Origin of the sequence: Oleomonas cavernae (assembly GCF_003590945.1) — a bacterium.
Classification (GTDB): Bacteria; Pseudomonadota; Alphaproteobacteria; order Zavarziniales; family Zavarziniaceae; genus Zavarzinia; species Zavarzinia cavernae.
Genome location: NZ_QYUK01000011.1, coordinates 4,159,973 through 4,181,139 on the forward strand (window position 1 = coordinate 4,159,973; position 21,167 = coordinate 4,181,139).

At 67.1% G+C, this 21,167-nt stretch carries 23 protein-coding genes; 13 read left to right on the forward strand and 10 right to left on the reverse strand.

All coding sequences use genetic code 11. The annotated features are described in order from the left end of the window. Nucleotides 1–38: 38 nt before the first annotated feature. The 3 genes from D3874_RS23920 to D3874_RS23930 all read right to left on the reverse strand — a co-directional run bounded on the left by D3874_RS23920 (nt 39) and on the right by D3874_RS23930 (nt 3,697). Nucleotides 39–1,106 carry a virulence RhuM family protein gene (locus D3874_RS23920; protein ID WP_119782463.1) on the reverse strand — a complete coding sequence of 356 codons (1,068 nt, stop codon included), beginning with the start codon at nt 1,104–1,106 and terminating at the stop codon, nt 39–41. Nucleotides 1,107–1,200: 94 nt separating this feature from the next. Next, a complete protein-coding gene (locus D3874_RS23925; RefSeq protein ID WP_119781738.1) occupies nt 1,201–1,674 on the reverse strand; it encodes a methylated-DNA--[protein]-cysteine S-methyltransferase in 474 nt (157 codons plus the stop codon). Then, on the reverse strand, nt 1,667–3,697 hold the full coding sequence (locus tag D3874_RS23930) for a thioredoxin domain-containing protein (RefSeq protein ID WP_119781740.1): 2,031 nt from the start codon (nt 3,695–3,697) through the stop codon (nt 1,667–1,669). Before D3874_RS23930 ends, D3874_RS23925 begins: the two co-directional genes overlap by 8 nt. Before the next feature lie 79 nt (nt 3,698–3,776). Here D3874_RS23930 and D3874_RS23935 point away from each other — a divergent pair, with 79 nt between their 5' ends. The 7 genes from D3874_RS23935 to D3874_RS23965 all read left to right on the forward strand — a co-directional run bounded on the left by D3874_RS23935 (nt 3,777) and on the right by D3874_RS23965 (nt 10,198). Further along, the gene (locus D3874_RS23935; RefSeq protein ID WP_119781742.1) at nt 3,777–4,058 is read left to right on the forward strand and encodes a DUF6489 family protein; all 282 of its coding nucleotides are present in this window, start codon (nt 3,777–3,779) and stop codon (nt 4,056–4,058) included. After that, the gene (locus tag D3874_RS23940) at nt 4,055–4,420 is read left to right on the forward strand and encodes a (2Fe-2S) ferredoxin domain-containing protein (protein WP_119781744.1); all 366 of its coding nucleotides are present in this window, start codon (nt 4,055–4,057) and stop codon (nt 4,418–4,420) included. Before D3874_RS23935 ends, D3874_RS23940 begins: the two co-directional genes overlap by 4 nt. Nucleotides 4,421–4,423: 3 nt before the next feature. Beyond that, nucleotides 4,424–5,713 carry a tRNA uridine-5-carboxymethylaminomethyl(34) synthesis GTPase MnmE gene (gene mnmE / locus D3874_RS23945; protein WP_119781746.1) on the forward strand — a complete coding sequence of 430 codons (1,290 nt, stop codon included), beginning with the start codon at nt 4,424–4,426 and terminating at the stop codon, nt 5,711–5,713. A gap of 249 nt (nt 5,714–5,962) precedes the next feature. Beyond that, entirely contained in the window at nt 5,963–7,834 is a 1,872-nt protein-coding gene (gene mnmG, locus D3874_RS23950; protein WP_119781748.1) for a tRNA uridine-5-carboxymethylaminomethyl(34) synthesis enzyme MnmG, read from the forward strand. A 3-nt stretch (nt 7,835–7,837) separates the two neighbouring features. Further along, nucleotides 7,838–8,464 (forward strand): 16S rRNA (guanine(527)-N(7))-methyltransferase RsmG, encoded by a 627-nt coding sequence (rsmG, locus tag D3874_RS23955; RefSeq protein WP_456306433.1) that lies wholly within the window; start codon nt 7,838–7,840, stop codon nt 8,462–8,464. After that, entirely contained in the window at nt 8,457–9,263 is an 807-nt protein-coding gene (locus D3874_RS23960; protein ID WP_119781750.1) for a ParA family protein, read from the forward strand. Before rsmG ends, D3874_RS23960 begins: the two co-directional genes overlap by 8 nt. 23 nt (nt 9,264–9,286) lie before the next feature. Then, nucleotides 9,287–10,198, forward strand: coding sequence for a ParB/RepB/Spo0J family partition protein (locus D3874_RS23965; RefSeq protein WP_119781752.1), 912 nt, complete (start codon nt 9,287–9,289; stop codon nt 10,196–10,198). Nucleotides 10,199–10,376: 178 nt separating this feature from the next. On the opposite strand, the gene rho is transcribed toward D3874_RS23965, so the two are convergent. From rho to hemE, 4 genes are all read right to left on the reverse strand, one after another. Continuing rightward, on the reverse strand, nt 10,377–11,633 hold the full coding sequence (gene rho / locus D3874_RS23970) for a transcription termination factor Rho (RefSeq protein ID WP_119781754.1): 1,257 nt from the start codon (nt 11,631–11,633) through the stop codon (nt 10,377–10,379). Between the two features lie 213 nt (nt 11,634–11,846). Continuing rightward, nucleotides 11,847–12,290, reverse strand: coding sequence for a protoporphyrinogen oxidase HemJ (gene hemJ / locus D3874_RS23975; RefSeq protein WP_119781756.1), 444 nt, complete (start codon nt 12,288–12,290; stop codon nt 11,847–11,849). A 5-nt stretch (nt 12,291–12,295) separates the two neighbouring features. Further along, nucleotides 12,296–13,270 (reverse strand): ferrochelatase, encoded by a 975-nt coding sequence (hemH, locus tag D3874_RS23980; protein ID WP_119781758.1) that lies wholly within the window; start codon nt 13,268–13,270, stop codon nt 12,296–12,298. Then, the gene (hemE, locus tag D3874_RS23985; protein ID WP_233560130.1) at nt 13,267–14,340 is read right to left on the reverse strand and encodes a uroporphyrinogen decarboxylase; all 1,074 of its coding nucleotides are present in this window, start codon (nt 14,338–14,340) and stop codon (nt 13,267–13,269) included. Before hemE ends, hemH begins: the two co-directional genes overlap by 4 nt. Before the next feature lie 274 nt (nt 14,341–14,614). On the opposite strand from hemE, the gene D3874_RS23990 reads away from it, so the two are divergent. Beyond that, nucleotides 14,615–15,523, forward strand: a complete 909-nt coding sequence (locus tag D3874_RS23990) for a pyruvate, water dikinase regulatory protein (RefSeq protein WP_233560131.1) — start codon at nt 14,615–14,617, stop codon at nt 15,521–15,523. Between the two features lie 22 nt (nt 15,524–15,545). Here D3874_RS23990 and D3874_RS23995 read toward each other — a convergent pair whose 3' ends face one another. Further along, the gene (locus tag D3874_RS23995) at nt 15,546–15,980 is read right to left on the reverse strand and encodes a hypothetical protein (protein ID WP_199699238.1); all 435 of its coding nucleotides are present in this window, start codon (nt 15,978–15,980) and stop codon (nt 15,546–15,548) included. A 92-nt stretch (nt 15,981–16,072) separates the two neighbouring features. Here D3874_RS23995 and D3874_RS24000 point away from each other — a divergent pair, with 92 nt between their 5' ends. Then, complete coding sequence (locus D3874_RS24000) at nt 16,073–16,414, forward strand: GFA family protein (protein ID WP_119781759.1); 342 nt, start codon at nt 16,073–16,075, stop codon at nt 16,412–16,414. 115 nt (nt 16,415–16,529) lie between these two features. Here the strand turns inward: D3874_RS24000 and D3874_RS24005 are convergent, their stop codons facing one another. Continuing rightward, on the reverse strand, nt 16,530–17,624 hold the full coding sequence (locus D3874_RS24005) for a hypothetical protein (RefSeq protein WP_119781761.1): 1,095 nt from the start codon (nt 17,622–17,624) through the stop codon (nt 16,530–16,532). Nucleotides 17,625–17,684: 60 nt separating this feature from the next. On the opposite strand from D3874_RS24005, the gene D3874_RS24010 reads away from it, so the two are divergent. The 4 genes from D3874_RS24010 to dnaQ are packed head-to-tail and all read left to right on the forward strand — an operon-like array spanning nt 17,685 to nt 20,470. Beyond that, a complete protein-coding gene (locus D3874_RS24010) occupies nt 17,685–18,332 on the forward strand; it encodes a Maf family protein (RefSeq protein WP_233560133.1) in 648 nt (215 codons plus the stop codon). Further along, complete coding sequence (locus tag D3874_RS24015) at nt 18,329–19,168, forward strand: shikimate dehydrogenase (RefSeq protein WP_119781764.1); 840 nt, start codon at nt 18,329–18,331, stop codon at nt 19,166–19,168. Before D3874_RS24010 ends, D3874_RS24015 begins: the two co-directional genes overlap by 4 nt. Continuing rightward, nucleotides 19,152–19,802 (forward strand): dephospho-CoA kinase, encoded by a 651-nt coding sequence (coaE, locus tag D3874_RS24020; RefSeq protein ID WP_119781766.1) that lies wholly within the window; start codon nt 19,152–19,154, stop codon nt 19,800–19,802. The genes D3874_RS24015 and coaE overlap by 17 nt, the downstream gene beginning before the upstream one ends. Continuing rightward, a complete protein-coding gene (dnaQ, locus tag D3874_RS24025) occupies nt 19,802–20,470 on the forward strand; it encodes a DNA polymerase III subunit epsilon (protein WP_119781768.1) in 669 nt (222 codons plus the stop codon). The genes coaE and dnaQ overlap by 1 nt, the downstream gene beginning before the upstream one ends. A 135-nt stretch (nt 20,471–20,605) precedes the next feature. Here the strand turns inward: dnaQ and secB are convergent, their stop codons facing one another. Beyond that, complete coding sequence (secB, locus tag D3874_RS24030) at nt 20,606–21,091, reverse strand: protein-export chaperone SecB (protein ID WP_119781769.1); 486 nt, start codon at nt 21,089–21,091, stop codon at nt 20,606–20,608. Nucleotides 21,092–21,167 lie beyond the last annotated feature (76 nt).

Here is a 21,167-nt window from a genome sequence, read left to right on the forward strand (position 1 = left end):
TGCCACCGCCATGGTGGCCCGGCTCAAGGCCGCCAACATCAATCACCGTCACTTTTCGGTTTCCTGGCACGGCGGGGCTTCTCCACTTTTGCGCGGGCGATCGCCTGTGTCGCCTCGCGCTCGAAGTCGCTTTCGAAATTCGCGTCCTGGATCACGCGGAAGGATTCATACGCCTGCTCGGCCAATGCCTTGGCAACCTCATGGGATACCTTGCCTGCGTCCTTCAAGATCTCATACTCGTTGAAGGTGAGGAAGGCGTCCAGCTTCTGGACCCAATCGTTCATCTTCATGGGGATCTGCCGCCGGGCCTGATTCTCGGCATAGTCGAGGTACATGCTGACGATGCGTTCGAGATCCTTCATTTCGGTCTCGGACATGTAATTCTTCGCGACCGCCACGTCCGATTTCAGGATTTTGCCGCCCGGCGCATTCTTCCAGGTCTGCAATCCCATGTTGGGTTTGGCGGCGTCGGCGCGAGCACTGATGATCTCGGCGGCCGTGTTGCCCGTGATCGCCCAATGCAGCTTGTTCTGTACGACCTTGAAGAACCGCTGGGTTACTTCCGCGTCCCTGGCGTAGTCGATGCTGCACTGCTCGTAAATGTCGGTGATCTTCAGGTAGAAGCGCCGCTCGCTCGCCCGGATTTCGCGGATGCGCTCGAGCAGTTCGTCGAAATAGTCTTTGCCGAAGCGTTTGGCCAGCTTCATGCGCTCGTCGTCGAGGGCGAAGCCCTTGACGATGAATTCCCGCAGCACCGAGGTCGCCCAGATGCGGAACTGCGTCGCCTGCCGGCTGTTGACGCGGTAGCCCACGGCGATGATGGCATCGACGTTGTAGAACTCGATTTCACGGCTAACCTCGCGGTCGCCTTCAACTCGAACCGTTAGAAATTTTCGAACAGTTGACTCCCGCTGGAGTTCGCCTGAATCGAATATCTCTTTGAGGTGATAGCTGATCGTTGGAACGCTCACCTCGAAGAGCTCCGCCATGCGCTTCTGGGTGAGCCAGAAGCTTTCTTCCTCGAACAGAACCTCGACCCGGACATGCCCGCCGGCGCCGGTATAGAGGAGGATTTCACCTTCGCGAGGCAAGCCCTTGTCCGCCATGGTCACGACCCTCCGAGGGGGCAGAAGTCTGAACGCCGATCATAGCAGTGGCCGGGCACCGCCTACCACTTTTCGCTGTATCTGCAGCGCGCCGCTACACCCCGATCCCCGTGATCCCCTCGTGTTCCAGCAGCCAGGCCTTGATGTGGCCGTCGCCGCCGTAGCCGCCGAGCCGGGGGCCGGCGGCCAGCACCCGGTGGCAGGGGACCAGGAGACCGACGGGGTTGCGGCTGCAGGCCTGGCCCACCGCCTGGGCGGCAACGTCGTCGAGATCGCGGGCGAGGACGCCATAGGTCTCGTAGCGGCCCCAGGGGATCTGGGCGATGCGGCGCCAGACCTTGCGCTGGAACGGCGTGCCGTGGGGCGCGATGGCTAAGTCGAAGGCCTGGCGGCGGCCGGCGAAGTAGTCCTCCACCTGGGCCTGGGCCAGGCGCAGCAGGATGGCGTCGTCGCTCTTGGGCTTGGGCTTCACATCGCCGCCGGGCGACCAGCCGGCGCGGGTGATCGCCTCGGCCTGGACCATAATGTAGAAGGTGCCGAGCGGCGTCTTCACCCCGGCTTCAGCCATGGTGCCTGCCCGCAACTTCAGCGGTTACCGCTGCTGCCTGCTCGAGCGGCAGGGAACAGGTGCGGCCGCGGCAGACATAGGCGGTCGGCCGCGTGACCCCGGTGCGGCCGTGGGCGGGATGGCCGGCGGGCAGGTCGGTGCCGGGCTCGACCGTCAGCACCACCCGGTCCGGGTGGCCGGCGAGATAGGCGGCGCGGCGCAGTCGGGCGGTCGCCGGGTCCGCCTTGGCGCCGACCACCACCACCTCGACTGGGTCGGCGAGGAGGTCGTGGGCGGTCATCAGGGTGGTGAGGGGGACGAAGTTGCGCGTCACCTCGCCGGCGAAGGCGCGGACCAGGGCTTCTGCCTTGTCCATAGAGGACCGTTCGCCGGTCAGCAGGCCGATCCTGGCATAGACATGGACCATGGTGCCGTTGCCGCTGGGCGTCGCGTTGTCGTGGGCGTTGCGGGTGCGCACGATCAGCGCCTCGGCATCGTCGGCGGTGAGGAAGAAGCCGCCCTTGGCGGTGTCCGCGTAATGCGCCTCCGCCTCCGCCACCAGGCTGCGGGCGGCATCGAGGAAGCGGGCCTCGCCGGTCGCCTCGAACAGGGCCAGGGCCGCGCGCGCCATGTCGGCGACGGCATCGATGGTGCCGCGCACGGGCGAGAGGGTGTTGCGCCAGGATTGGTGCAGCCGGCCGCCGGGCCGCATCGCGGTCATGACGAAGTCGAAGGCGCCGATTGCCGCGTCCAGCCAGTCGGTGCGGTCGAACACCGGGGTGGCATGGGCGAGTGCTGCGATCATCAGGCCGTTCCAGTCCGACAGCACCTTGTCGTCGAAGCCGGGGCGCACCCGCTTGTTCCGTGCCGCCAGCAGGCGGGCGCGGCAATCGGCCAGGCGCGCCTCCGCCGCCGCGTCGACCAGTTCAGACCAGCGCAGGCGGTTGAGGATCGTATGACCCTCCCAGTTGCCGCCTTGGGTAACGTCATAGATTACGCCGAAGAATTCGGCGTCGGCCGCCCCCAGCACCCCCGCCACCTCGGCCTTGGTCCAGACATAGAAGCGGCCTTCCTCGCCTTCCGAATCCGCGTCCAGGCTGGCAGCAAAGCCGCCCTCGGGCCGGCGCATCTCGGCCAGGGCCCAGCCGATGGTCTCCTCCACCCGCTGGGCATAGAGCCTCTCGCCCGTGGCGGCGTGGACTTGGGTGTAGAGATCGATCAGCAGGGCATTGTCGTAGAGCATCTTTTCGAAATGCGGCGCCAGCCAGCGATCGTCGGTCGAATAGCGGGCGAAGCCGCCGCGCAGGTGATCATAGATGCCGCCCTGGGCCATGTTGACCAGGGTCACCTCGACCAGTTGGCGATAGACCTCCAGGCCGGTGCGGCGATGGGCGCGCCACAGGAAATCAAAGACGAAGGGCTGCGGGAACTTCGGCGCGCCGCTCAAGCCGCCATGGCGCGGGTCGACGGCCCGGCCAAGCTGTTCGGCCCCGGTGTCGAGGAGCGCCCGGGTCAGCTCGCCGGGATGGGCCTTGGCCGAGAGCTCGGCCAGGATCTGGGCGAGCGCCTGGCGGTTCTTGTCGATCGCTTCCTTGTCGTTGGCATAGGCGTCCGACAGGGCGCGCAGCACCGCGGGGAAACCGGGGTGGCCGTGGCGATCCTCGGGCGGGAAATAGGTGCCGCCCCAGAACGGCTCGCCCGACGGGGTGAGGAACATGGTGAGCGGCCAGCCGCCCTGCTGGCCCAGGGCGGCGAGGGCGGTCTGGTAGATCGTGTCGATATCCGGGCGTTCCTCGCGGTCGACCTTCACATTGACGAAGAGCGTGTTCATCAGGGCCGCGATCTCGGCGTTCTCGAAGCTTTCATGGGCCATGACATGGCACCAGTGGCAGGCGGCGTAACCGACCGAGAGGAGTATCGGCTTGTCCTGCCGGGCGGCCAGGCGCAACGTATCGGGACCCCAGGGCTGCCAGTGCACGGGGTTCTCGGCGTGCTGCAAAAGATAGGGGCTGGTCTCGCGGCCCAGCACGTTGGAAAGGGTCATGTTGCGTCACAGTCCTGCTGATCTACACTCAACCTTGTTCCACGAGGCCGCGGGCCGGTCGAGCGCAAAGAGGGTCCCCATGAAGATCAATATCGAGTTCGATATCACGCCCGAGGAAGCCCGCAAGGCCCTGGGCCTGCCGGACCTCGAGCCGGTGCAGCAGCGCATCATCGCCGAGCTGGAAGGGCGCATGATGCAGTACCTGAACGTGATCGATCCCGAGACGATCTTCAAGCAATGGCTGCCCATGGGTATCCAGGGCGGCTTGCAGGGCTTCGAGAAATTGCAGGACATGCTGTGGTCGGCGGCAAGTAGTGTGCGCGGCAAGAAGCGAACCGACGCCAAGGAAGAGACCAAGTGAATGATCGGCAACGGCCGGGTGATCCCGCGCCCTATTACGAAGCCCATGTCTTTGCCTGTGTGAACGAGCGTCCCGAAGGCCACCCCCGCGGCTCGTGCAAGGCGCGCGGCGCCATTCCCTTGCGCAATTACATGAAGATCCGCGCGGGCGAGCTGGGGCTGACCCATGTCCGCATCAACCAGGCCGGCTGCCTGGACCGCTGCGAACTGGGGCCGGTGGTGGTGATCTATCCCGAGGGCATCTGGTATGCCCCGCGCACCCATGACGACATCGACGAAATCCTCGACAGCCACCTGAAGCAGGGTCGGCGGGTCGAGCGCTTGATGCTGCTGCCGGAGCAGAAGCAGCCGGCCGCCGAATAGGCCATGGCCGGCGACACCATCTTCGCCGTCGCCAGCGGCCGCGGCCGGGCCGGCATCGCCGTGCTGCGCCTGTCGGGGCCGCAGGCGGGGCCGGCGCTGGAAACCCTGGCCGGCCGGAGGCCCACGGCCCGCACCGCCCACCTGACCGCTTTGCGCGACCCCGACGATGGCGAGACCATCGACCGCGGCCTGGTCCTGTGGTTTCCCGGGCCGGCCAGTTTCACCGGCGAAGATGTGGTCGAGCTCCATGTCCACGGCGGCCGGGCGATCCTGCAGCGCCTGTCAGGCGTCCTCCTGGCCCTGGGGCTGCGCCCGGCCGAGGCGGGGGAATTCACCCGCCGCGCCTTCGAGGCCGGCAAGCTGGACTTATCACAAGCCGAGGCCATCGCCGACCTTGTCGATGCCGAGACCCAGGCCCAGCGCCGCCAGGCCCTGCGTCAGCTCGACGGCGCCTTGGGCCAGCTCTACGAGGGCTGGCGCGACCGGCTGAAGGTGCTGCTGGCGCGCCTGGAGGCCCTGATCGATTTCCCTGACGAGGGCCTGGACGAGGCGATCGAGGGCGAGGTGATCGCCGGCGCCCGGGTGCTGCTGGCCGAAATCGGCGCCCATCTGGCCGATGGCGGCAAGGGCGAGCGCCTGCGCGACGGCTTCGAGATCGCCATCGCGGGCGCCCCCAATGTCGGCAAGTCCAGCCTGCTGAACCGCCTGGCCAATTCCGATGTCGCCATCGTGTCCGACATTCCCGGCACCACGCGCGACACCATCGAGGTGGCGCTGGACCTGGGCGGCTACCGCGTCCTGCTGATCGACACCGCCGGCCTGCGCGAGACGCAAGACCCGGTAGAGCGGGAAGGGGTGCGCCGCGCCCGCGCCCGGGCCCAGGCCGCCGACCTGCGCCTGCAGGTATTTGCCCCCGGCGAGGCGCCGCCCCCGGCCGATACCGGCACCATCCTGGTGATGAACAAGGCCGACCTGGGCGCGGCACCCGATGGCGCCATGCCCGTTTCCGCCCTGACCGGGGCCGGCATCGAGCAACTGCTGGCGCAGATCACCGCCCGGGTCGCCGCCCAGTTGGAGCCAGGCGAGACCCCGGCCCTGACCCGCGCCCGCCACCGGCTGGCGGTGGAAGCGGCGGCGGATGCGCTGGGCCGGGCACTGGCCAGCGATCTGCCGCCGGAATTGCGGGCGGAAGACTTGCGCCTGGGGCTGCGCGCGCTGGGCCGGATTGTCGGCACGGTGGATGTCGAAGACCTGCTCGACGTGATCTTCCTGGAATTCTGCATCGGCAAGTGATGTTTCACGTGAAACATGGCTTGGGGTGAGTGGGGTGCGTCCTTCGAGACGCCACCTTCGGTGGCTCCTCAGGATGAGGACAATTTTAATGCCACAAAGATTCCCCTCATCCTGAGGAGGCCCGCAGGGCCGTCTCGAAGGACGCACCCTGCGCCCGCCATGCCACTGTTTCACGTGAAACGCACGGCACCCCCTGGATGACACATCTCCGTGTTTGACTGGCGCCGGCTTATCCATAAAGTGCGCGCCATGATGGACTTCGATGTGATTGTGATCGGCGGCGGGCACGCCGGCTGCGAGGCTGCTGGTGCCGCGGCCCGCTTCGGCGCGCGCACCCTGCTGCTGACCCATAAGATCGAGACCATCGGTGAGATGTCCTGCAACCCGGCCATCGGCGGCCTGGCCAAGGGCCATCTGGTGCGCGAGATCGATGCGCTGGACGGCATCATGGCCCGCGCCATCGACCGGGGCGGCATCCAGTTTCGTGTCCTGAACCAGTCCAAGGGCCCGGCCGTGCGCGGTCCGCGCGCCCAGGCCGACCGCAAGCTCTACCGCCAGGCCGTCCAATCCCTGTTGGCGGAACAGCCGAATCTGACGATCAAGGCCGCCGCGGCCGAGGATCTGGTCATCCGGGACGGTCGCATCGCCGGCGTCGTGCTGGCCGATGGCAGCACAATCACCGCCCAAGCCGTGGTGCTGACCACCGGCACTTTCCTGCGCGGCGTGATCCACATCGGCGAGGAAACCGTCGCCGCCGGCCGGGTGGGCGAGGCCCCCTCCATCGGCCTGTCCGCCACCCTGTCCCGGCTGGGCTTCGCCCTGGGCCGCCTGAAGACCGGCACGCCCCCGCGCCTGGACGGCAAGACCATCGATTGGGCCGGCCTGGACATGCAGCCGGGCGACAACCCGCCCCAGCCGTTCTCCTTCCTGACCCGCACCATCACCACGCCCCAGATCGCCTGCGGCATCACCTATACCAGCGCCGCCAGCCACGACCTGATCCGCGCCAACATCCATCGCGCGCCGATGTATTCCGGCAAGATCGAGAGCGTCGGCCCGCGCTATTGCCCCTCGGTCGAGGACAAGGTGGTGCGCTTCGCCGATAAGGAACGTCACCAGATCTTCTTGGAGCCGGAAGGCCTGGACGACGACACGGTCTATCCCAACGGCATTTCCACCTCGCTGCCGCGCGATGTGCAGTTGGACCTGCTCAAGACCATCCCCGGCCTGGAGCGGGCGGTGATGCTGCGCCCCGGCTATGCCATCGAATACGACTTTGTCGACCCCCGCGAATTGAGCCACCTGCTGGAGACCCGGCGCTGCCCCGGCCTGTTCCTGGCCGGCCAGATCAACGGCACCACCGGCTATGAGGAAGCGGCGGCCCAGGGCCTGATGGCCGGCCTCAATGCTGCCCGCATGGCCGGCGGGGGCGAGGGGGTCTCGCTCGATCGGGCCGATGCCTATATCGGCGTGATGATCGACGACCTGGTGACCAAGGGCACCAGCGAACCCTACCGCATGTTCACCAGCCGGGCGGAATACCGCCTGCTGCTGCGCGCCGACAATGCCGACCGCCGTCTGACCGACAAGGGGCTGTCCTGGGGCTGCATCGGCTCGGCGCGTCAGACCGCCTTCACCGCCAAGCGCGACGCGGTCGAGGCCGCCCTGGCCCATGCCCGCGCCACGCAGATCACGCCCAGCGACGCCGCCAGGCAGGGCCTGCCGGTGAACCAGGATGGCCAACGCCGCTCGCTGCTGGACCTGCTGCGCCTGCCCGGCGTCACCCTCGGCCGCCTTGCCGGGCTCTGGCCCGGCCTCGAGACCCTGGATGCCGAAGTGGCCGAGCAGGTGGAAATCGAGGCGCTCTATGCTGGCTACCTCGATCGGGCCGAGGCGGATATCCGCGCCTTCCGCCGGGACGAGGGCCTGGCCCTGCCGGCCGATCTCGACTACGGGGTGGTCGGCGGGCTGTCGGCGGAGGCGCGCCTGAAGCTCGGCACCGCCCGGCCGCCGACCCTGGGCTCGGCCGCCCGCATCCCCGGCATCACGCCGGCGGCGCTCACCGCCTTGCTGGCCCACGTGAAAAAGCGCGCTGCTGCCGACACTGCCAAGGTGGCATGACCCATGCGCTTGCCCCGTGCCATGACCCGCGAGGACTTCGCGGCTGCCACCGGTGTTTCACGTGAAACACTGGACAGGCTCACCGCCTATGCCGATCTCCTGGCCAAGTGGCAGGCCAAGATCAACCTGGTCGGCCCGGCCACGCTGCCGGATCTCTGGCGTCGCCACATGCTGGACTCGGCGCAACTCGCCACCCTGATCGAACCGGCCAAGCCGCGGCGCTGGGTCGACTTGGGCTCTGGCGCCGGTTTTCCCGGCCTGGTCCTGGGCATCCTGGGGGTGGGGGAGGTCCATCTGGTCGAGAGCGATCAGCGCAAGTGCGCCTTCCTGCGCGAGGCCGCCCGAATCACCGGCGCCGAGGTCAAGATCCACGCCTTGCGGATCGAGACCCTGGCGCCGTTGGAAGCGGACGTGATTACCGCCCGGGCCCTTGCCCCGCTGGAAAAACTGCTCGATTGGGCGGCACCGCACAGAACTGCCCACACTATTCACCTTATCCCCAAGGGTAAGGAGGCAGAGGCTGAATTGACCCAGGCCGCTCGGCGCTACACACTGGACGTCAAACGGCACGAGAGTCGAACCGATAACTCGGCCACCATCTTCCAGATCAGAGTGACCGACCATGACTGACGCCGCCGAGGCCGGGGTGCGTATCATCGCCGTCGCCAACCAGAAAGGTGGCGTCGGCAAGACCACCACCGCCATCAACCTGGGAACGGCCTTGGCCGCCGTGGGGCGCCGGGTGATGATCCTGGACCTCGACCCCCAGGGCAACGCCTCCACCGGGCTGGGGATCGAGCGCGCCAATCGCGCCGTCACCAGCTATGAAGCCCTGATGGGCGAGGCGACCCTGGCCGAAGCCCTGGTCGACACGGCGATTCCCAACCTGTCCCTGGTGCCCTCCACCATCGACCTGTCGGGTGCCGAGCTCGAACTGGTCGACCAGCCCCGCCGCGCGCACCGCCTGAAGGAAGCCCTGTCGGCGCCCGCCATTGTCGACAACTTCGACTATGTCCTGATCGATTGCCCGCCGTCCCTGAACCTGCTGACCCTGAATTCCATGGTCGCCGCCCATTCGGTGCTGGTGCCGCTGCAATGCGAATTCTTCGCCCTGGAAGGCCTCAGCCTGCTGTTGCGGACCATCGACCAGGTGCGCGAGAGCTTCAACCCTGCGCTGGAAATCCAGGGCATCGTGCTCACCATGTACGACGCCCGCAACAACCTGTCGGACCAGGTCGCGGCCGACGTCCGCGGCTTCTTAGGGACGAAGGTCTATGACACGGTGATCCCGCGCAACGTGCGCATCTCGGAAGCGCCATCCCATGGCCAGCCGGCCCTGATCTATGATCACCGTTGTGCCGGCAGCCAGGCCTATATCAAGCTGGCCAGCGAATTGCTGCGCCGTGAAGAAGCGCGCATCGCCGCCTGACACACCAGAAAGATCGCACGAACATGGCAGACGAGGGCCGGAAGAAGGGGCTGGGGCGGGGTCTATCCGCCCTGATGGGCGAGGTCCGCGAGGCAGTTACCCCCGCGGCGGCGGCGATCGGCGAAAAGCCGCGCGGCCTGCGCGAGCTGCCGATCGAACAGGTCCAGGCCAACCCCAACCAGCCGCGCAAGCGCTTCACCCCCGAAGCCCTGGAAGAACTGGTCGCCTCGGTCAAGACCCACGGCATCCTGCAGCCCATCCTGGTGAGGCGCCTGGGCCCTGGCGAGCGCTATGAGATCATCGCCGGTGAACGGCGCTGGCGCGCCGCCCAGGCCGCCCAGCTCCACACCGTGCCGGTGGTGGTGAAGGACTTCACCGATACCGAGGTGATGGAAGTCGCCCTGGTCGAAAACATCCAGCGCGCCGACCTGACCCCGATCGAGGAAGCCGCCGGCTATCAGCGCCTGATCGACGAATTCGGCCAGACCCAGGATGTCATCGCCCAACTGGTGGGCAAGTCGCGCAGCCATATCGCCAACACCGTGCGCCTGCTCACCCTGCCGGCCCCGGTGCGCGACTTCGTCGACCAGGGCAGGCTCTCGGCCGGTCACGCCCGCACCCTGATCGGCCTGCCCAATGCCGTGGCCCTGGCGGCCAAGGCGGTGGAACAGGGCCTGACCGTGCGCCAGATGGAAGACCTCGCCAAGAAGGCCAAGGCCCCGGCCGCGGCCGTGCCGGGCAAGCCCGGCGCACCGGAAAAGGATCGCGACACCGTGCTGCTGGAAGGCGACCTGTCGGCCGCCGTCGGCCTGCCCGTCGCCATCGCCCACAAGGGCGAGACCGGCGGCGCGGTCACCATCCACTACCGCACTTTGGACGAACTCGACGCCCTGTGCCGCCGCCTCAGCCGCCCGGACGACTTCCCGCCGATGTGAATTCGAAGATTACACCTCTCCGCCGCTTGCGGGGAGAGGGAGGGGCCCGTCGCTCGAAGAGCGATGGGAGGGTGAGGTGGTGTGTGATCGAGACCGCGCTTTGTGCCGCCGACTCACCTCTCCCAACCCTCTCCCCCCTGAAGGGCGGAGAGGGCCAGAATGAGCGCAACCAATCCGGTTACGAGTTCATCGAGTCGAAGAACTCGCCGTTGGTCTTGGTGTGCTTGAGCTTGTCGAGCAGGAACTCGATGGCGTCGACCGGGCCCATGGGCATCAGGATGCGGCGCAGGACCCACATCTTGGACAGGGTGCCCTTGTCGACCAGCAGCTCTTCCTTGCGGGTGCCCGACTTGGTGATATCGATGGCCGGGAAGGTGCGCTTGTCCGAGATCTTGCGGTCGAGGATGATTTCCGAGTTACCGGTGCCCTTGAACTCTTCGAAGATCACTTCGTCCATGCGGCTGCCGGTATCGATCAGCGCGGTGGCGATGATGGTCAGCGAACCGCCTTCCTCGATATTGCGGGCGGCACCGAAGAAGCGCTTGGGACGCTGCAGGGCATTGGCGTCGACACCGCCGGTCAGCACCTTGCCCGATGACGGCACCACGGTGTTGTAGGCACGGGCGAGGCGGGTGATCGAGTCGAGCAGGATGACCACGTCGCGCTTGTGCTCGACCAGGCGCTTGGCCTTCTCGATGACCATTTCCGCGACCTGGACGTGACGCACCGCCGGCTCGTCGAAGGTCGAGGAGATGACCTCGCCCTTCACCGAACGGCTCATGTCGGTCACTTCTTCCGGCCGTTCGTCGATCAGCAGGACGATCAGGTAGACTTCCGGGTGGTTGCCGGTGATGGCATGGGCGATGTTCTGCAGCAGCACGGTCTTGCCGGTCCGCGGCGGCGCCACGATCAGGGCGCGCTGGCCCTTGCCCAGGGGCGAGATCAGGTCGATCACCCGGGCCGAGCGATCCTTGATGGTCGGATCATGGGGCTCGAGGTTCAGGCGCTGGTTGGGATAGAGCGGGGTGAGGTTATCGAAGTGGACCTTGTGGCGGATCGCCTCTGGGTCTTCGAAATTGATGGTGTTGACCTTCAGCAGGGCGAAATAGCGCTCGCCATCCTTGGGCGCGCGGATCTGGCCGTCCACCGTGTCGCCGGTGCGCAGGCCGAAGCGGCGGATCTGGCTGGGGCTGACATAGATGTCGTCAGGGCCGGGCAGGTAGTTCGCCTCCGGCGCACGCAGGAAGCCGAAGCCGTCCTGCAGGATTTCCAGCACCCCGCCGCCGGTGATCTCCAGGTCACGGTCCGCGAGTTGCTTGAGGATCGCGAACATCATGTCCTGCTTGCGCAGGGTCGATGCGTTCTCGACCTCGAGCTCCTCGGCATAGGCCAGGAGTTCGGTCGGGGATTTTTCTTTGAGTTCTTGGAGATTCATGCGTTTCACCGACGCCTGAGGCGGGGATAAGGGGGGAGGATTCGGACGGGCGGTGCCGGCTGCAGGAACTGCAAAGCCGAACCGGATGGGCCAGTTGCCGCGATCAGGTCCGAAGAGGAGGAAAGGTCCGATGGATGCCCGCAACAGGCCAAGGTCAAGGCCACCGGCATGCCCAGACGGTCGCACCTTGCGCTGCAACCGCCCGGCTGTCAACTAGAACGGCTTCAGAACCACCAGCAGGACGATGACGATGAACAGCACCGTCGGCACCTCGTTCAGGATCCGGTAGAAGCGTGACCCATGCGGCCGCTCGTCCCGGCCAAAGCGCCTGACCTGGCCCACCAGCATGCCGTGAATGCCCGACATGATGACGACCAGCAGAAACTTGGCATGGAACCAGCCGCCGGAGCCCCAAGCCTCGGTCGCGACCGCAAGGCACAGCCCCAGGATCCAGGTCACGATCATCGACGGGTTGATGATCGCCTTGAGCAGGCGGCGTTCCATAACCTTGAAGGTCTCGGAGGCATCGGAGCCGGGCGCCTTGCCGACATGGTAGACGAACAGCCGGGGCAGATAGAACATGCCCGCCATCCAGGTCGTCACCGCGATGATGTGCAATGCCTTGATGAGATCGTAGTTGTTACGAATGAAATCCATCACGTCTACTCCGCGGGCGTCGCCAGCCTTGTCTCGACCAGCCGGGCAAGGCCCGCAATGAAGGCAGGTTCGGTACCAACCGCCGGCACCCGTATATATGCCGGCACGCCACAGGTCTCGGCCAGGTGGCGATATTCGATATCGAGCTCGACCAGGGTTTCCGAATGTTCGGACACGAAGGCGATCGGCAGCACCACCAGGGCGATGCCCTCGCTGCCGGCGCGCCTGATCTCCGCCTCGGTATAGGGCTTGATCCATTCCATCGGCCCGACCCGGCTTTGATAGGACACGACCCAGTCGAGGCCCGGCCGGCTGACCGCCCTTGCCACCGCCTCGGCCGTCTGCTGCACCTGGCGCTGATAGGGATCGCCCGCATCGATCACCTTCTGCGGCAGGCCGTGGGCGGAAAAGAGCACCCGCACCGGCGAGCGGACCTCGTCCAGCGCCTTGCCCAGCAGCAGGGCCTGGGCCTGGATCAGGCCCTGGTCTGTGGGATAGCTCTCGATCACCCGGGTCGGCGCCGCAATCCCGGCCTTGGCCGCGGCAAGGTGCCATTCCTGCAACGAGGATTGCGTCGTCGTGGTCGAGAACTGCGGATAAAGCGGCAGGAGGACGATATCGTCAGGCGCGAAGGCCGCCACCGCTGCTGCCGTCTCGGCCGCCCGGGGATGCCAATAGCGCATGGCAATGAAGGTCTTCACCGTGACCCCCAGACCAAGCCCCTCGATTGCCTGTTCCAGTGCGCACGCCTGGTCCTGGGTCAGCGGCAGAATGGGCGAGCGGCCGCCGATGCGGTTATAGATCTCGATTGCCGTTTTCGTCCGCCGCCCGGCAATCAGCTTGGCCACCAGCCAGCGCAGGGGCTGGGGCAGGCGAATGATCGCCGGATCGGAAAACAGGTTGAACAGGAACGGCTTCACCGCCGCCGCCGAATCCGGTCCGCCCAGGTTGAACAGGACGACGGCCAGCTTGCGCGTCATGCACGCCAGTTCCGGATCTGCGCCGACAGGGCCGCGACATGCTCAGGCGGGGTTTCCGGCACCACGCCGTGGCCCAGGTTGAAGACGAAGCGCCCGGGCCCCAGGGTCGACAGGATCGTCTCGACCCGTGCCGCCATGGCCGCACCGCCCGCCACCAGCAGCAGCGGATCGAGGTTGCCCTGGACCACCGCCGCGGGCTGCACCGCGTCACGCGCAAAGGCCAGCGGCACGGTCGGGTCCAGGCCCACCGCCTCGACACCCGTCGCCGGCGCGAACTCGGCCAGCATCGGCCCGATCCCCTTGGCAAAGCCGATCACCGGGACATTCGGGTAGCGCTGCTTCAGCTCGGTCCTGATCCGTGCGATCGGCGCAAACACCCAGCGCTGCAATTCATCATCGGCCAGCGAACCGGCCCAGGTATCGAAGATCTGGATGACTTCCGCCCCGGCCTCGATCTGCGCCGCCAGATAGTCGATCGTCGCCGTCGTGACCAGGTCGATCAGTTGGCCGAAACCGACCGGATCGCGGTAGGCCCACAGCTTGGCCGGCTTCTGGTCGCTGGTGCCCTCACCAGCCACCATATAGGTCGCCACCGTCCAGGGCGCCCCGGCAAAGCCGATCAGGGTGACATCGCCGGGCAGTTGCCGGCTCAGCAGGCGCACGGTTTCGTAAACCGCACCGACCCGTTCATGGAAACGCTCGAAGGAGAGGGGCTTCAATCCCTCCAGGTCGGTCACCGGGTCCAGCCGGGGGCCTTCGCCTTCGACGAAGCGCACGCCTTGGCCCAGGCCGTGAGGCACAAGCAGGATGTCGGCGAACAGGATGGCGGCATCCATGCCGAAGCGTTCGATGGGCTGCAGCGTCACCGCACAGGCCTTCTCGGGGTCCAGGCAGAACGAGACGAAGTCGCGTGTCGTCGCCCGCACCGCCCGGTATTCCGGCAGGTAGCGCCCCGCCTGGCGCATCAGCCAGAACGGCGGTCGCACCACCGGCTCACCCTTCAGGGCGGTCAGGAACAGCTTGCTCTTGGCAGGGATCGGCGCGGGCGTTGCCGGCTTGGGCTCTGACAACTTCTATACCTTTATATAAATAGAAAAAGGTAGTGGAGGTGGTGGGTGCCTGTGGATCACGGTATTCCCCAGGGCCACCCGATCTTGTCCCCAGAACAGCCGTTGGGCGACCGGTTGCCCCTTCAGTAGTGGTTAAAGCCGGGAGAGTCGAGGGGCGCCTTGACGCGTAGGATTGGGGATCACGGGGATAAATCTGCTAGCGTCGTCGCAAGAAGCAAGGGCTGCGTTCCTGTCCACAGGCTGGTAGAAAAAAGCCCCTCAAGGGAGCGTTACGTTGACCGAAAAGCCCATCGAATCCGTCCTGGCCGAGGTTTTGGCGGAGTCACCCGACTTATCCCAGGAACCCCCGTTATCCACAGCGACGAGCGCGCGGCGGCTGCACCTCTATCTGGTCTCGGACGCGACCGGCGAAACCCTGTCTTCAGTCGCCAAGGCGGCGATGTCGCAGTTCCCCGATGTGGCCGCCCTGCTGCACGTCACCTTCATGGCGCGGACCAAGACCCAGATCGAACGCGCCCTGGACATGGCCCGGGAAAGCGGCGGCATCATCCTCTATACCCTGGTCAACGCCGGCCTGCGCCAGGCGATGGACGAAGGCGCGCTGGAACGCCATGTGCCGGTGATCAACGTGCTCGATCCGATCATCCAGAACCTGGCGACCTATCTCGGCGTGCCGGCGCGGGCGATGCCGGGGCGCCAGCATGTGCTGGATGCCGAGTATTTCCGCCGGATCGAGGCGATGAATTTCACCCTGGCCCATGACGACGGGCAGAGCTCGCCCGGCCTGTTCGAGGCCGACGTGATCCTGGTCGGCGTCTCCCGCACCTCCAAGACGCCGACCGCGGTCTATCTCGCCAATCGCGGGATCAAGACCGCCAATATCCCGGTGGTGCCGAATTGCCCGCTGCCGGTCGAACTGTTCGAGGCGACAGGCCCGCTGGTGGTCGGCCTGACCACTTCGGCCGACCGGCTGCTGCAGATCCGCCGCCACCGCATGCTGGTGCTGGGCCAGAGCGAGCAGACCGACTATGTCGATGTCGAGGCGATCGAGCGCGAGCTGACCGATGCCCGCCGCCTGTTCGTGAAGCACGGCTGGCCGGTCATCGATGTCTCGCGCCGCTCGATCGAGGAAACCGCCGCGGCCATCCTCAACCTCTACTACGACCGCCTCAACCTGATGTGAAGGCCGCGGGCCGGCGCGCCGATCAGTAGTACTTGGGCGGCATCCGGGGCAGGATCGGCACGTCGATGCCGTGGACCTTGGCATCGGTCTCGCCGTCCTTGATGCCTTTGGCCTGGAAGGCGATCTGCATCGCCGACAGGGGCGTGGTGGGCTTGTTCTTGTTGTGCCGCGGGGTGAGGTTCAGCATCTTGCCGGCATCGTAGAGCAGCACCAGATCGGTGACCTGCCAGGCCGGGAAATGGCCGTTGCCGACCCAGCCGCGACACAGGAAGTAATGCTCGACCGAGGCCAACACTTCGTCGTCGGGGTCGAGCAGGTGGGGCGGGTAGGTGCCGATGCCGTTGCGGACATTGTAGAGGTCCTGGCGCAGCGTGTCGTACCGGCCGGGTTCGGTCTCGCCGTTGCGATAGACTTTCCAGGCCTCGATCAGTTCGTTGACCCGCGCTACTTTACTCATCTCAAACTCCCAGGCTGATGGGGGAGACAAGAACCCGGCGGGCCGTTCCAGGATGTGCCCGCGGTCACACGCCGCTCAAAGGATGCCAGCCGATGCGCCAAGGTAGCTGCCACTGCGGAAAAATCGCCTTCACCCTGGCGGCCGAGCCGACCGAGGCGATCGAATGCAATTGCTCCCACTGCTCGCGCAAGGGCTACCTGCTGGCGTTCTTCCCGCACGATACCCTGGTCCTGACGACGCCCCGGGAAAACCTCGCGACCTACACCTTCAACCGCCATGTCCTGCAACATCACTTCTGCCCGGCCTGCGGCTGCGCGCCGTTCGCCGAAGGGCAGGGGCCCAAGGGCCCGATGGTCGCGGTCAACCTGCGCTGCGTCGAAGGGATCGATCGCGGTGCACTGACGGTCAAACAGGTCGACGGCAAGAGCTTTTAGGTTCTCCTCGCTTCGTCATCCCGGACGAAGCGCAGCGCAGATCCGGGATCTCAGGACCAGTGGTTTCGGTCTCCATCCGGCACAAGATCCCGGCTCTGCGGCCGGGATGACGCTCTTATGGCAACCGCGCCCAGACGAAGGGCAGGGCGACGGGCAGGCCGGCGGCGGAATCGTCGGTGCCTTCGACATGTTCGGCGGTCGGGACGCGCAGGATCCATTCGTCGACGATTTCGAGCCAGGGTTCGCGCAGCAGCCGGTCGGCATCGGAGCGGCGGGCGCCGCGGGCCGGGGCGGCGCGGGCGAAGTCGACCCGGTAGAGCACGATCGGCGCATTGCGGCCGTCGCGGATGACCGTGTAGGGGCCGGCGTCGGCCGCACCGAAGGCCCGGGCGGTGCGCAGCAATTGCGCGGTATCGTCGCGGTCCAGCCGGATCAGCATGTACTGGGTGATGATGGCGCCGTCGTCGAGCACGGTGATCCGGCAATCGTCCTGGTTGGCCAGCAGCACGGTGAAGCGGGCGCCGGCCTTGGCCAGCATCTGGGCCGCCATGGCCGCGGCCGACTTGCGGCCCGAGGCATTGCCGGGGAAGCCGTAGTACTCATAGAACTTGGCCTCGAGCGCATCGACATAGTCTTCGCCGCGCTCGAACAGGCGCCGCTCGATATAGCCGAGGTCGAGGCCCAGCTCGCGGATCGCGTTGTCGGTCAGGCGCTCGATCTTCACATGGCAATTGGAGAGTTGCAGCGGCCCGCCCGGGTGGCCGCGTTCCGCCAGGATGGCATAGTCCAGGGGCAACAGGCGGCGCAGCAGGTCGTCGCTTTCGGGCGAGGCCAGGTCCAGCGCCTGCGGGTCGATCTGGTCGATGACCAGGTCGGCCGAGAACTGGCGCAGGTTCTGCACCGTCACCCGGTTCGATTTGCGCAGGCGGAAATGCTTGATCAGGGGTGAGGGCAGCGGCGCGTCGAGCAGGATCAGGAAGGCCGTGTTCTGGTGCCGGTGTTCGCCCCGCGGCACCGCGCTGCCGGGGACGACGCTGGTCTTGGGCAGGAAGGGATAGGCCTTGCGCGCCCGCACGAACGAGAAATAACTCTCGATCAGGGAGTAGCCCAGCAGGAACTCGATCAGGCGGTCCCGGGCCGACAGAAACTGGTCGCCGCCGGCGCTGGCGGGGCCGGCGAAGTGACGGTCGAGTTCGGAAAAGTCACTCATCTGGCGGCCGGTTCCCGTCAACCCGTTGCGTCGATCCGCGAAACTGTCCATAGAGATAGCATGTCCCCGACCACCGCCCCAAGCGCCGAAGCCATGTCCTCCCTGCCGGTCGCCCGCGCCGTGGTGCTGGCCTCGGGCAGCACCACCCGCCGCGCCATGTTCGAGGCCGCCGGCATCCCCATCGGCATCGATCCCGCCCATGTCGACGAGGCGGAACTAAAACGCAGCATGCTGGCCGACGCGGTGCCGCCGCGCGACATCGCCGACTTCCTGGCGGAACTGAAAGCGGTGCGCGTCTCCAACCGCTGGAACGGCGCCCTGGTGATCGGTGCCGACCAGGTGCTGGTGCAGAACGGCGTGGTGTTCGACAAACCGGCCGATCTCGATCATGCCAGGGCTCATCTCCAGGCCTTGCGCGGCCGCCGCCACGAGCTGATCTCGGCGGTGGTCATCGCGGAAAACGGGGCCGTGGTCTGGCGTCATATGGCCACCGCTAAACTGGAAATGCGGCCGTTTAGCGACCAGTTTCTCGATGCCTATCTGGCGGCGGCGGGCGAGCGGGTTCTTGCCTCGGTCAGCGCCTATCAGGTGGAGGGGCTGGGCCTGCAATTGTTCAATCGCATCGAGGGCGATCACTTCACGATTCTGGGCCTGCCCCTGCTCGCGGTGCTCGACTATCTGCGCCTGCGCGGCGTGCTGGCGTCATGACCATTTCGGGCAAGGCCAAACTGGCGGGGGTGATGGGCTGGCCGGTCGGCCATTCCCGCTCGCCCCGGCTGCACGGCTACTGGCTGGAGCAGCACGGTATCGACGGCGCCTATGTGCCGCTGGCGGTCCGGCCGGACGACCTGGCCGCGGCCCTGCGCGCCCTGCCCAAGCTGGGCTTCCGCGGCTGTAACCTGACCGTTCCCCACAAGGAGGCGGCGCTGGCCGTCGTCGACCGGGTCGATGCGGCGGCCCGGCGCATCGGCGCCATGAACACCGTGGTGGTCGAGGCCGACGGCACCTTGAGCGGCAGCAACACCGATGCCCCGGGCTTCATCGCCAATCTGCGCCAGGGTGCGCCGGGCCTGGACCTTGCGGGCAAGACCGCCGTCGTCATCGGCGCCGGCGGGGCCGCCCGGGCGGTGGTGGTCGGCCTGATCGATGCCGGCGTGGCCGGCATCCGCCTGGCCAACCGCAGTGCTGAGCGGACGCAGGCCCTGGTCGAGGCTTTCGCGCCGGTGGTCGGCGCCGTTGCCTGGGACGCGCGGGCGCAGGCGCTGGCGGGCGCCGACCTGCTGGTGAACACCACCAGCCTCGGCATGGTGGGCGAACCGGCGCTGGACCTGCCCCTCGACGCCCTGCCCGCGACCGCCACGGTTACCGACATCGTCTATGCCCCGCTGGAGACGGCGCTGCTGGCGGCGGCGCGGGCGCGGGGCAATGTCGCGGTCGACGGCCTGGGCATGCTGCTGCACCAGGCGGTGCCAGGCTTTGCCGCCTGGTTCGGCACCACCCCGACAGTCACCGCGGAGTTGCGTGCCCATGTCCTTGGCGCCTGACCCCTATACCAGGCCGATCCTACTGGCGCTGACCGGCTCGATCGGCATGGGCAAGAGCGAGACGGCCAGGATGTTCGCCGCCCTGGGCGTGCCGGTCTATGACGCCGATGCCGCGGTTCATGCCCTCTACGCCCCCGGCGGCAAGGCGGTCGGGCCGATCGGCGCGGCCTTTCCCGGCGTGGTCGCCGACGGCGCCGTCGACCGCGCCGCCCTGTCCCGCCACCTGGCCGGCGATCCGGCGGCGTGGAAGCGGCTGGAAGCGGTGATCCACCCCCTGGTGGCCGAGGCGCAGCGGGATTTCCTGATGGCCCAGATGGCGGCCCAGGCCCGGCTGGTCCTGCTCGATATCCCCCTGCTGTTCGAAACCGGGGGCGAGGCCCGGGTGGACTATGTCGCCGTGGTGTCCGCGCCGGCGCAAGTGCAGCGCCGCCGGGTGCTGGAGCGCCCGGGCATGACGCCGCAAAAGCTCGACGAGATCCTCAGCCGCCAGGTGCCCGACGCGCAGAAGCGCGCAGGCGCCGATTTCGTCATCCCGACCGACCAGGGCTTGCAGGTCGCGCGCGACCATGTGCGCGCGATCGTCGACCGCCTGATCCTGACTCCGCCCCCGAAGATGCCCGGAAGGCTGCCCTGATGCGCGAAATCGTCCTCGATACCGAAACCACGGGCTTCGACTTCGCCGGCGAGGACCGCATCGTCGAAATCGCCTGCCTGGAACTGATGAACCATGTGCCCACCGGCCAGTTCTACCAGGCCTATGTCAATCCCGGCCGGGCGATGTCGGAAGGGGCGTTGCAGGTTACCGGCATCACCGACGACTTCCTGCTCGACAAGCCGCCGATCGGCGACGTGGCCGATGAGTTCCTGGCCTTCATCGGCGACAGCCCCTTCGTCATCCACAACGCGGCCTTCGACATCGGCTTCCTGAACGCCGAATTCGCGCGGCTGGCGCGCGTGCCGTTCCCGATCGAGCGGGCGACCGACACGGTGCTGATCGCCAGGCGCAAATTCCCCGGCGCCCCGGCCAGCCTGGACGCCCTGTGCAAGCGCTTCGACATCGACCTGTCCAAGCGCGGCAAGCACGGCGCCCTGCTCGACTGCGAATTGCTGGCGGCGGTCTATCTGGAGCTGGTGGGCGGCCGGCAGCAGGGCTTCTCCCTGGTCCGCTCGGCCTCCGCCAGGGCGGAAAGCCGCCAGCGCGAAGCCCGCCCGGCCCGGCCCCACGCCCCCAGCGACACCGAACTGGCCGCCCACGCGACGCTGATCGCCGAGATCAAGGGCGCGATCTGGACAGCGGAGTAGGCTGGAATCACCTTCATAGTCCGTCATCCCCGCGAAGGCGGGGATCCACCGTGATGGCGATACGGGTCTGCCCGTGCACTTCCCCAGCGTGGATCCCCGCCTTCGCGGGGATGACGAACGAGTTTGTTGGCGATACTACTGCTGAACCGCCTGCTGGGCCTGGGCCTGGCTGCGGGCGACGTGCTGGCGGTACAGTGCCACGAAGTCGATCGGCTCGAGCATCAGGGGCGGGAAGCCGCCGTCGCGGGTGACGTCGGCGACGATGCGGCGGGCGAAGGGGAACAGCACGCGCGGGCATTCGATCAGGCACAGCGGCTGCAAGGCATCGTCGGGCGCATTGCGGATCAGGAACAGGCCGGAATAGACCAGCTCGGCCACGAACACCGGCTTGGCCTCGCCGTCGGCGGCGCTGGCGCGGATGCGCAGCTCGACCTCGTAACGGTCTTCCGGCAGGCGGCGGGCCTGGACGTCGACGCCGATGTCGATCTTGGGCTGGCTCTGAAGCTGCAGGCTGCCGGGCGCGCCGGGATTCTCGAACGAGAGGTCGCGCACATATTGCGCCAGGATCGAGAATTGGAGCTGGGGCGCCTGGTCGGTGCCGCCCGGATTGGTGTCGGTCATGATGATGGTCCTGAAGAAAAGCGCCCCTCCGCTACCACAAGGGACCCAGGGCAACAAGCGGCGCCTTGGCATTGCC

What these genes read in the sequence shown, in the direction of transcription:
- hemJ (WP_119781756.1), bottom strand. Translation starts at nt 12,290, where the DNA reads ATGGATTTCATTCGTAACAACTACGATCTCATCAAGGCATTGCACATC.
- secB (WP_119781769.1), bottom strand. Translation starts at nt 21,091, where the DNA reads ATGACCGACACCAATCCGGGCGGCACCGACCAGGCGCCCCAGCTCCAA.
- hemH (WP_119781758.1), bottom strand. Translation starts at nt 13,270, where the DNA reads ATGACGCGCAAGCTGGCCGTCGTCCTGTTCAACCTGGGCGGACCGGAT.
- D3874_RS23930 (WP_119781740.1), bottom strand. Translation starts at nt 3,697, where the DNA reads ATGACCCTTTCCAACGTGCTGGGCCGCGAGACCAGCCCCTATCTTTTG.
- D3874_RS23965 (WP_119781752.1), top strand. Translation starts at nt 9,287, where the DNA reads ATGGCAGACGAGGGCCGGAAGAAGGGGCTGGGGCGGGGTCTATCCGCC.
- D3874_RS24005 (WP_119781761.1), bottom strand. Translation starts at nt 17,624, where the DNA reads ATGAGTGACTTTTCCGAACTCGACCGTCACTTCGCCGGCCCCGCCAGC.
- D3874_RS24010 (WP_233560133.1), top strand. Translation starts at nt 17,685, where the DNA reads ATGTCCCCGACCACCGCCCCAAGCGCCGAAGCCATGTCCTCCCTGCCG.
- mnmE (WP_119781746.1), top strand. Translation starts at nt 4,424, where the DNA reads ATGGCCGGCGACACCATCTTCGCCGTCGCCAGCGGCCGCGGCCGGGCC.
- D3874_RS23995 (WP_199699238.1), bottom strand. Translation starts at nt 15,980, where the DNA reads ATGAGTAAAGTAGCGCGGGTCAACGAACTGATCGAGGCCTGGAAAGTC.
- D3874_RS24000 (WP_119781759.1), top strand. Translation starts at nt 16,073, where the DNA reads ATGCGCCAAGGTAGCTGCCACTGCGGAAAAATCGCCTTCACCCTGGCG.
- D3874_RS23935 (WP_119781742.1), top strand. Translation starts at nt 3,777, where the DNA reads ATGAAGATCAATATCGAGTTCGATATCACGCCCGAGGAAGCCCGCAAG.
- rho (WP_119781754.1), bottom strand. Translation starts at nt 11,633, where the DNA reads ATGAATCTCCAAGAACTCAAAGAAAAATCCCCGACCGAACTCCTGGCC.
- D3874_RS24015 (WP_119781764.1), top strand. Translation starts at nt 18,329, where the DNA reads ATGACCATTTCGGGCAAGGCCAAACTGGCGGGGGTGATGGGCTGGCCG.
- coaE (WP_119781766.1), top strand. Translation starts at nt 19,152, where the DNA reads ATGTCCTTGGCGCCTGACCCCTATACCAGGCCGATCCTACTGGCGCTG.
- D3874_RS23925 (WP_119781738.1), bottom strand. Translation starts at nt 1,674, where the DNA reads ATGGCTGAAGCCGGGGTGAAGACGCCGCTCGGCACCTTCTACATTATG.
- mnmG (WP_119781748.1), top strand. Translation starts at nt 5,963, where the DNA reads ATGATGGACTTCGATGTGATTGTGATCGGCGGCGGGCACGCCGGCTGC.
- rsmG (WP_456306433.1), top strand. Translation starts at nt 7,838, where the DNA reads ATGCGCTTGCCCCGTGCCATGACCCGCGAGGACTTCGCGGCTGCCACC.
- dnaQ (WP_119781768.1), top strand. Translation starts at nt 19,802, where the DNA reads ATGCGCGAAATCGTCCTCGATACCGAAACCACGGGCTTCGACTTCGCC.
- D3874_RS23920 (WP_119782463.1), bottom strand. Translation starts at nt 1,106, where the DNA reads ATGGCGGACAAGGGCTTGCCTCGCGAAGGTGAAATCCTCCTCTATACC.
- D3874_RS23960 (WP_119781750.1), top strand. Translation starts at nt 8,457, where the DNA reads ATGACTGACGCCGCCGAGGCCGGGGTGCGTATCATCGCCGTCGCCAAC.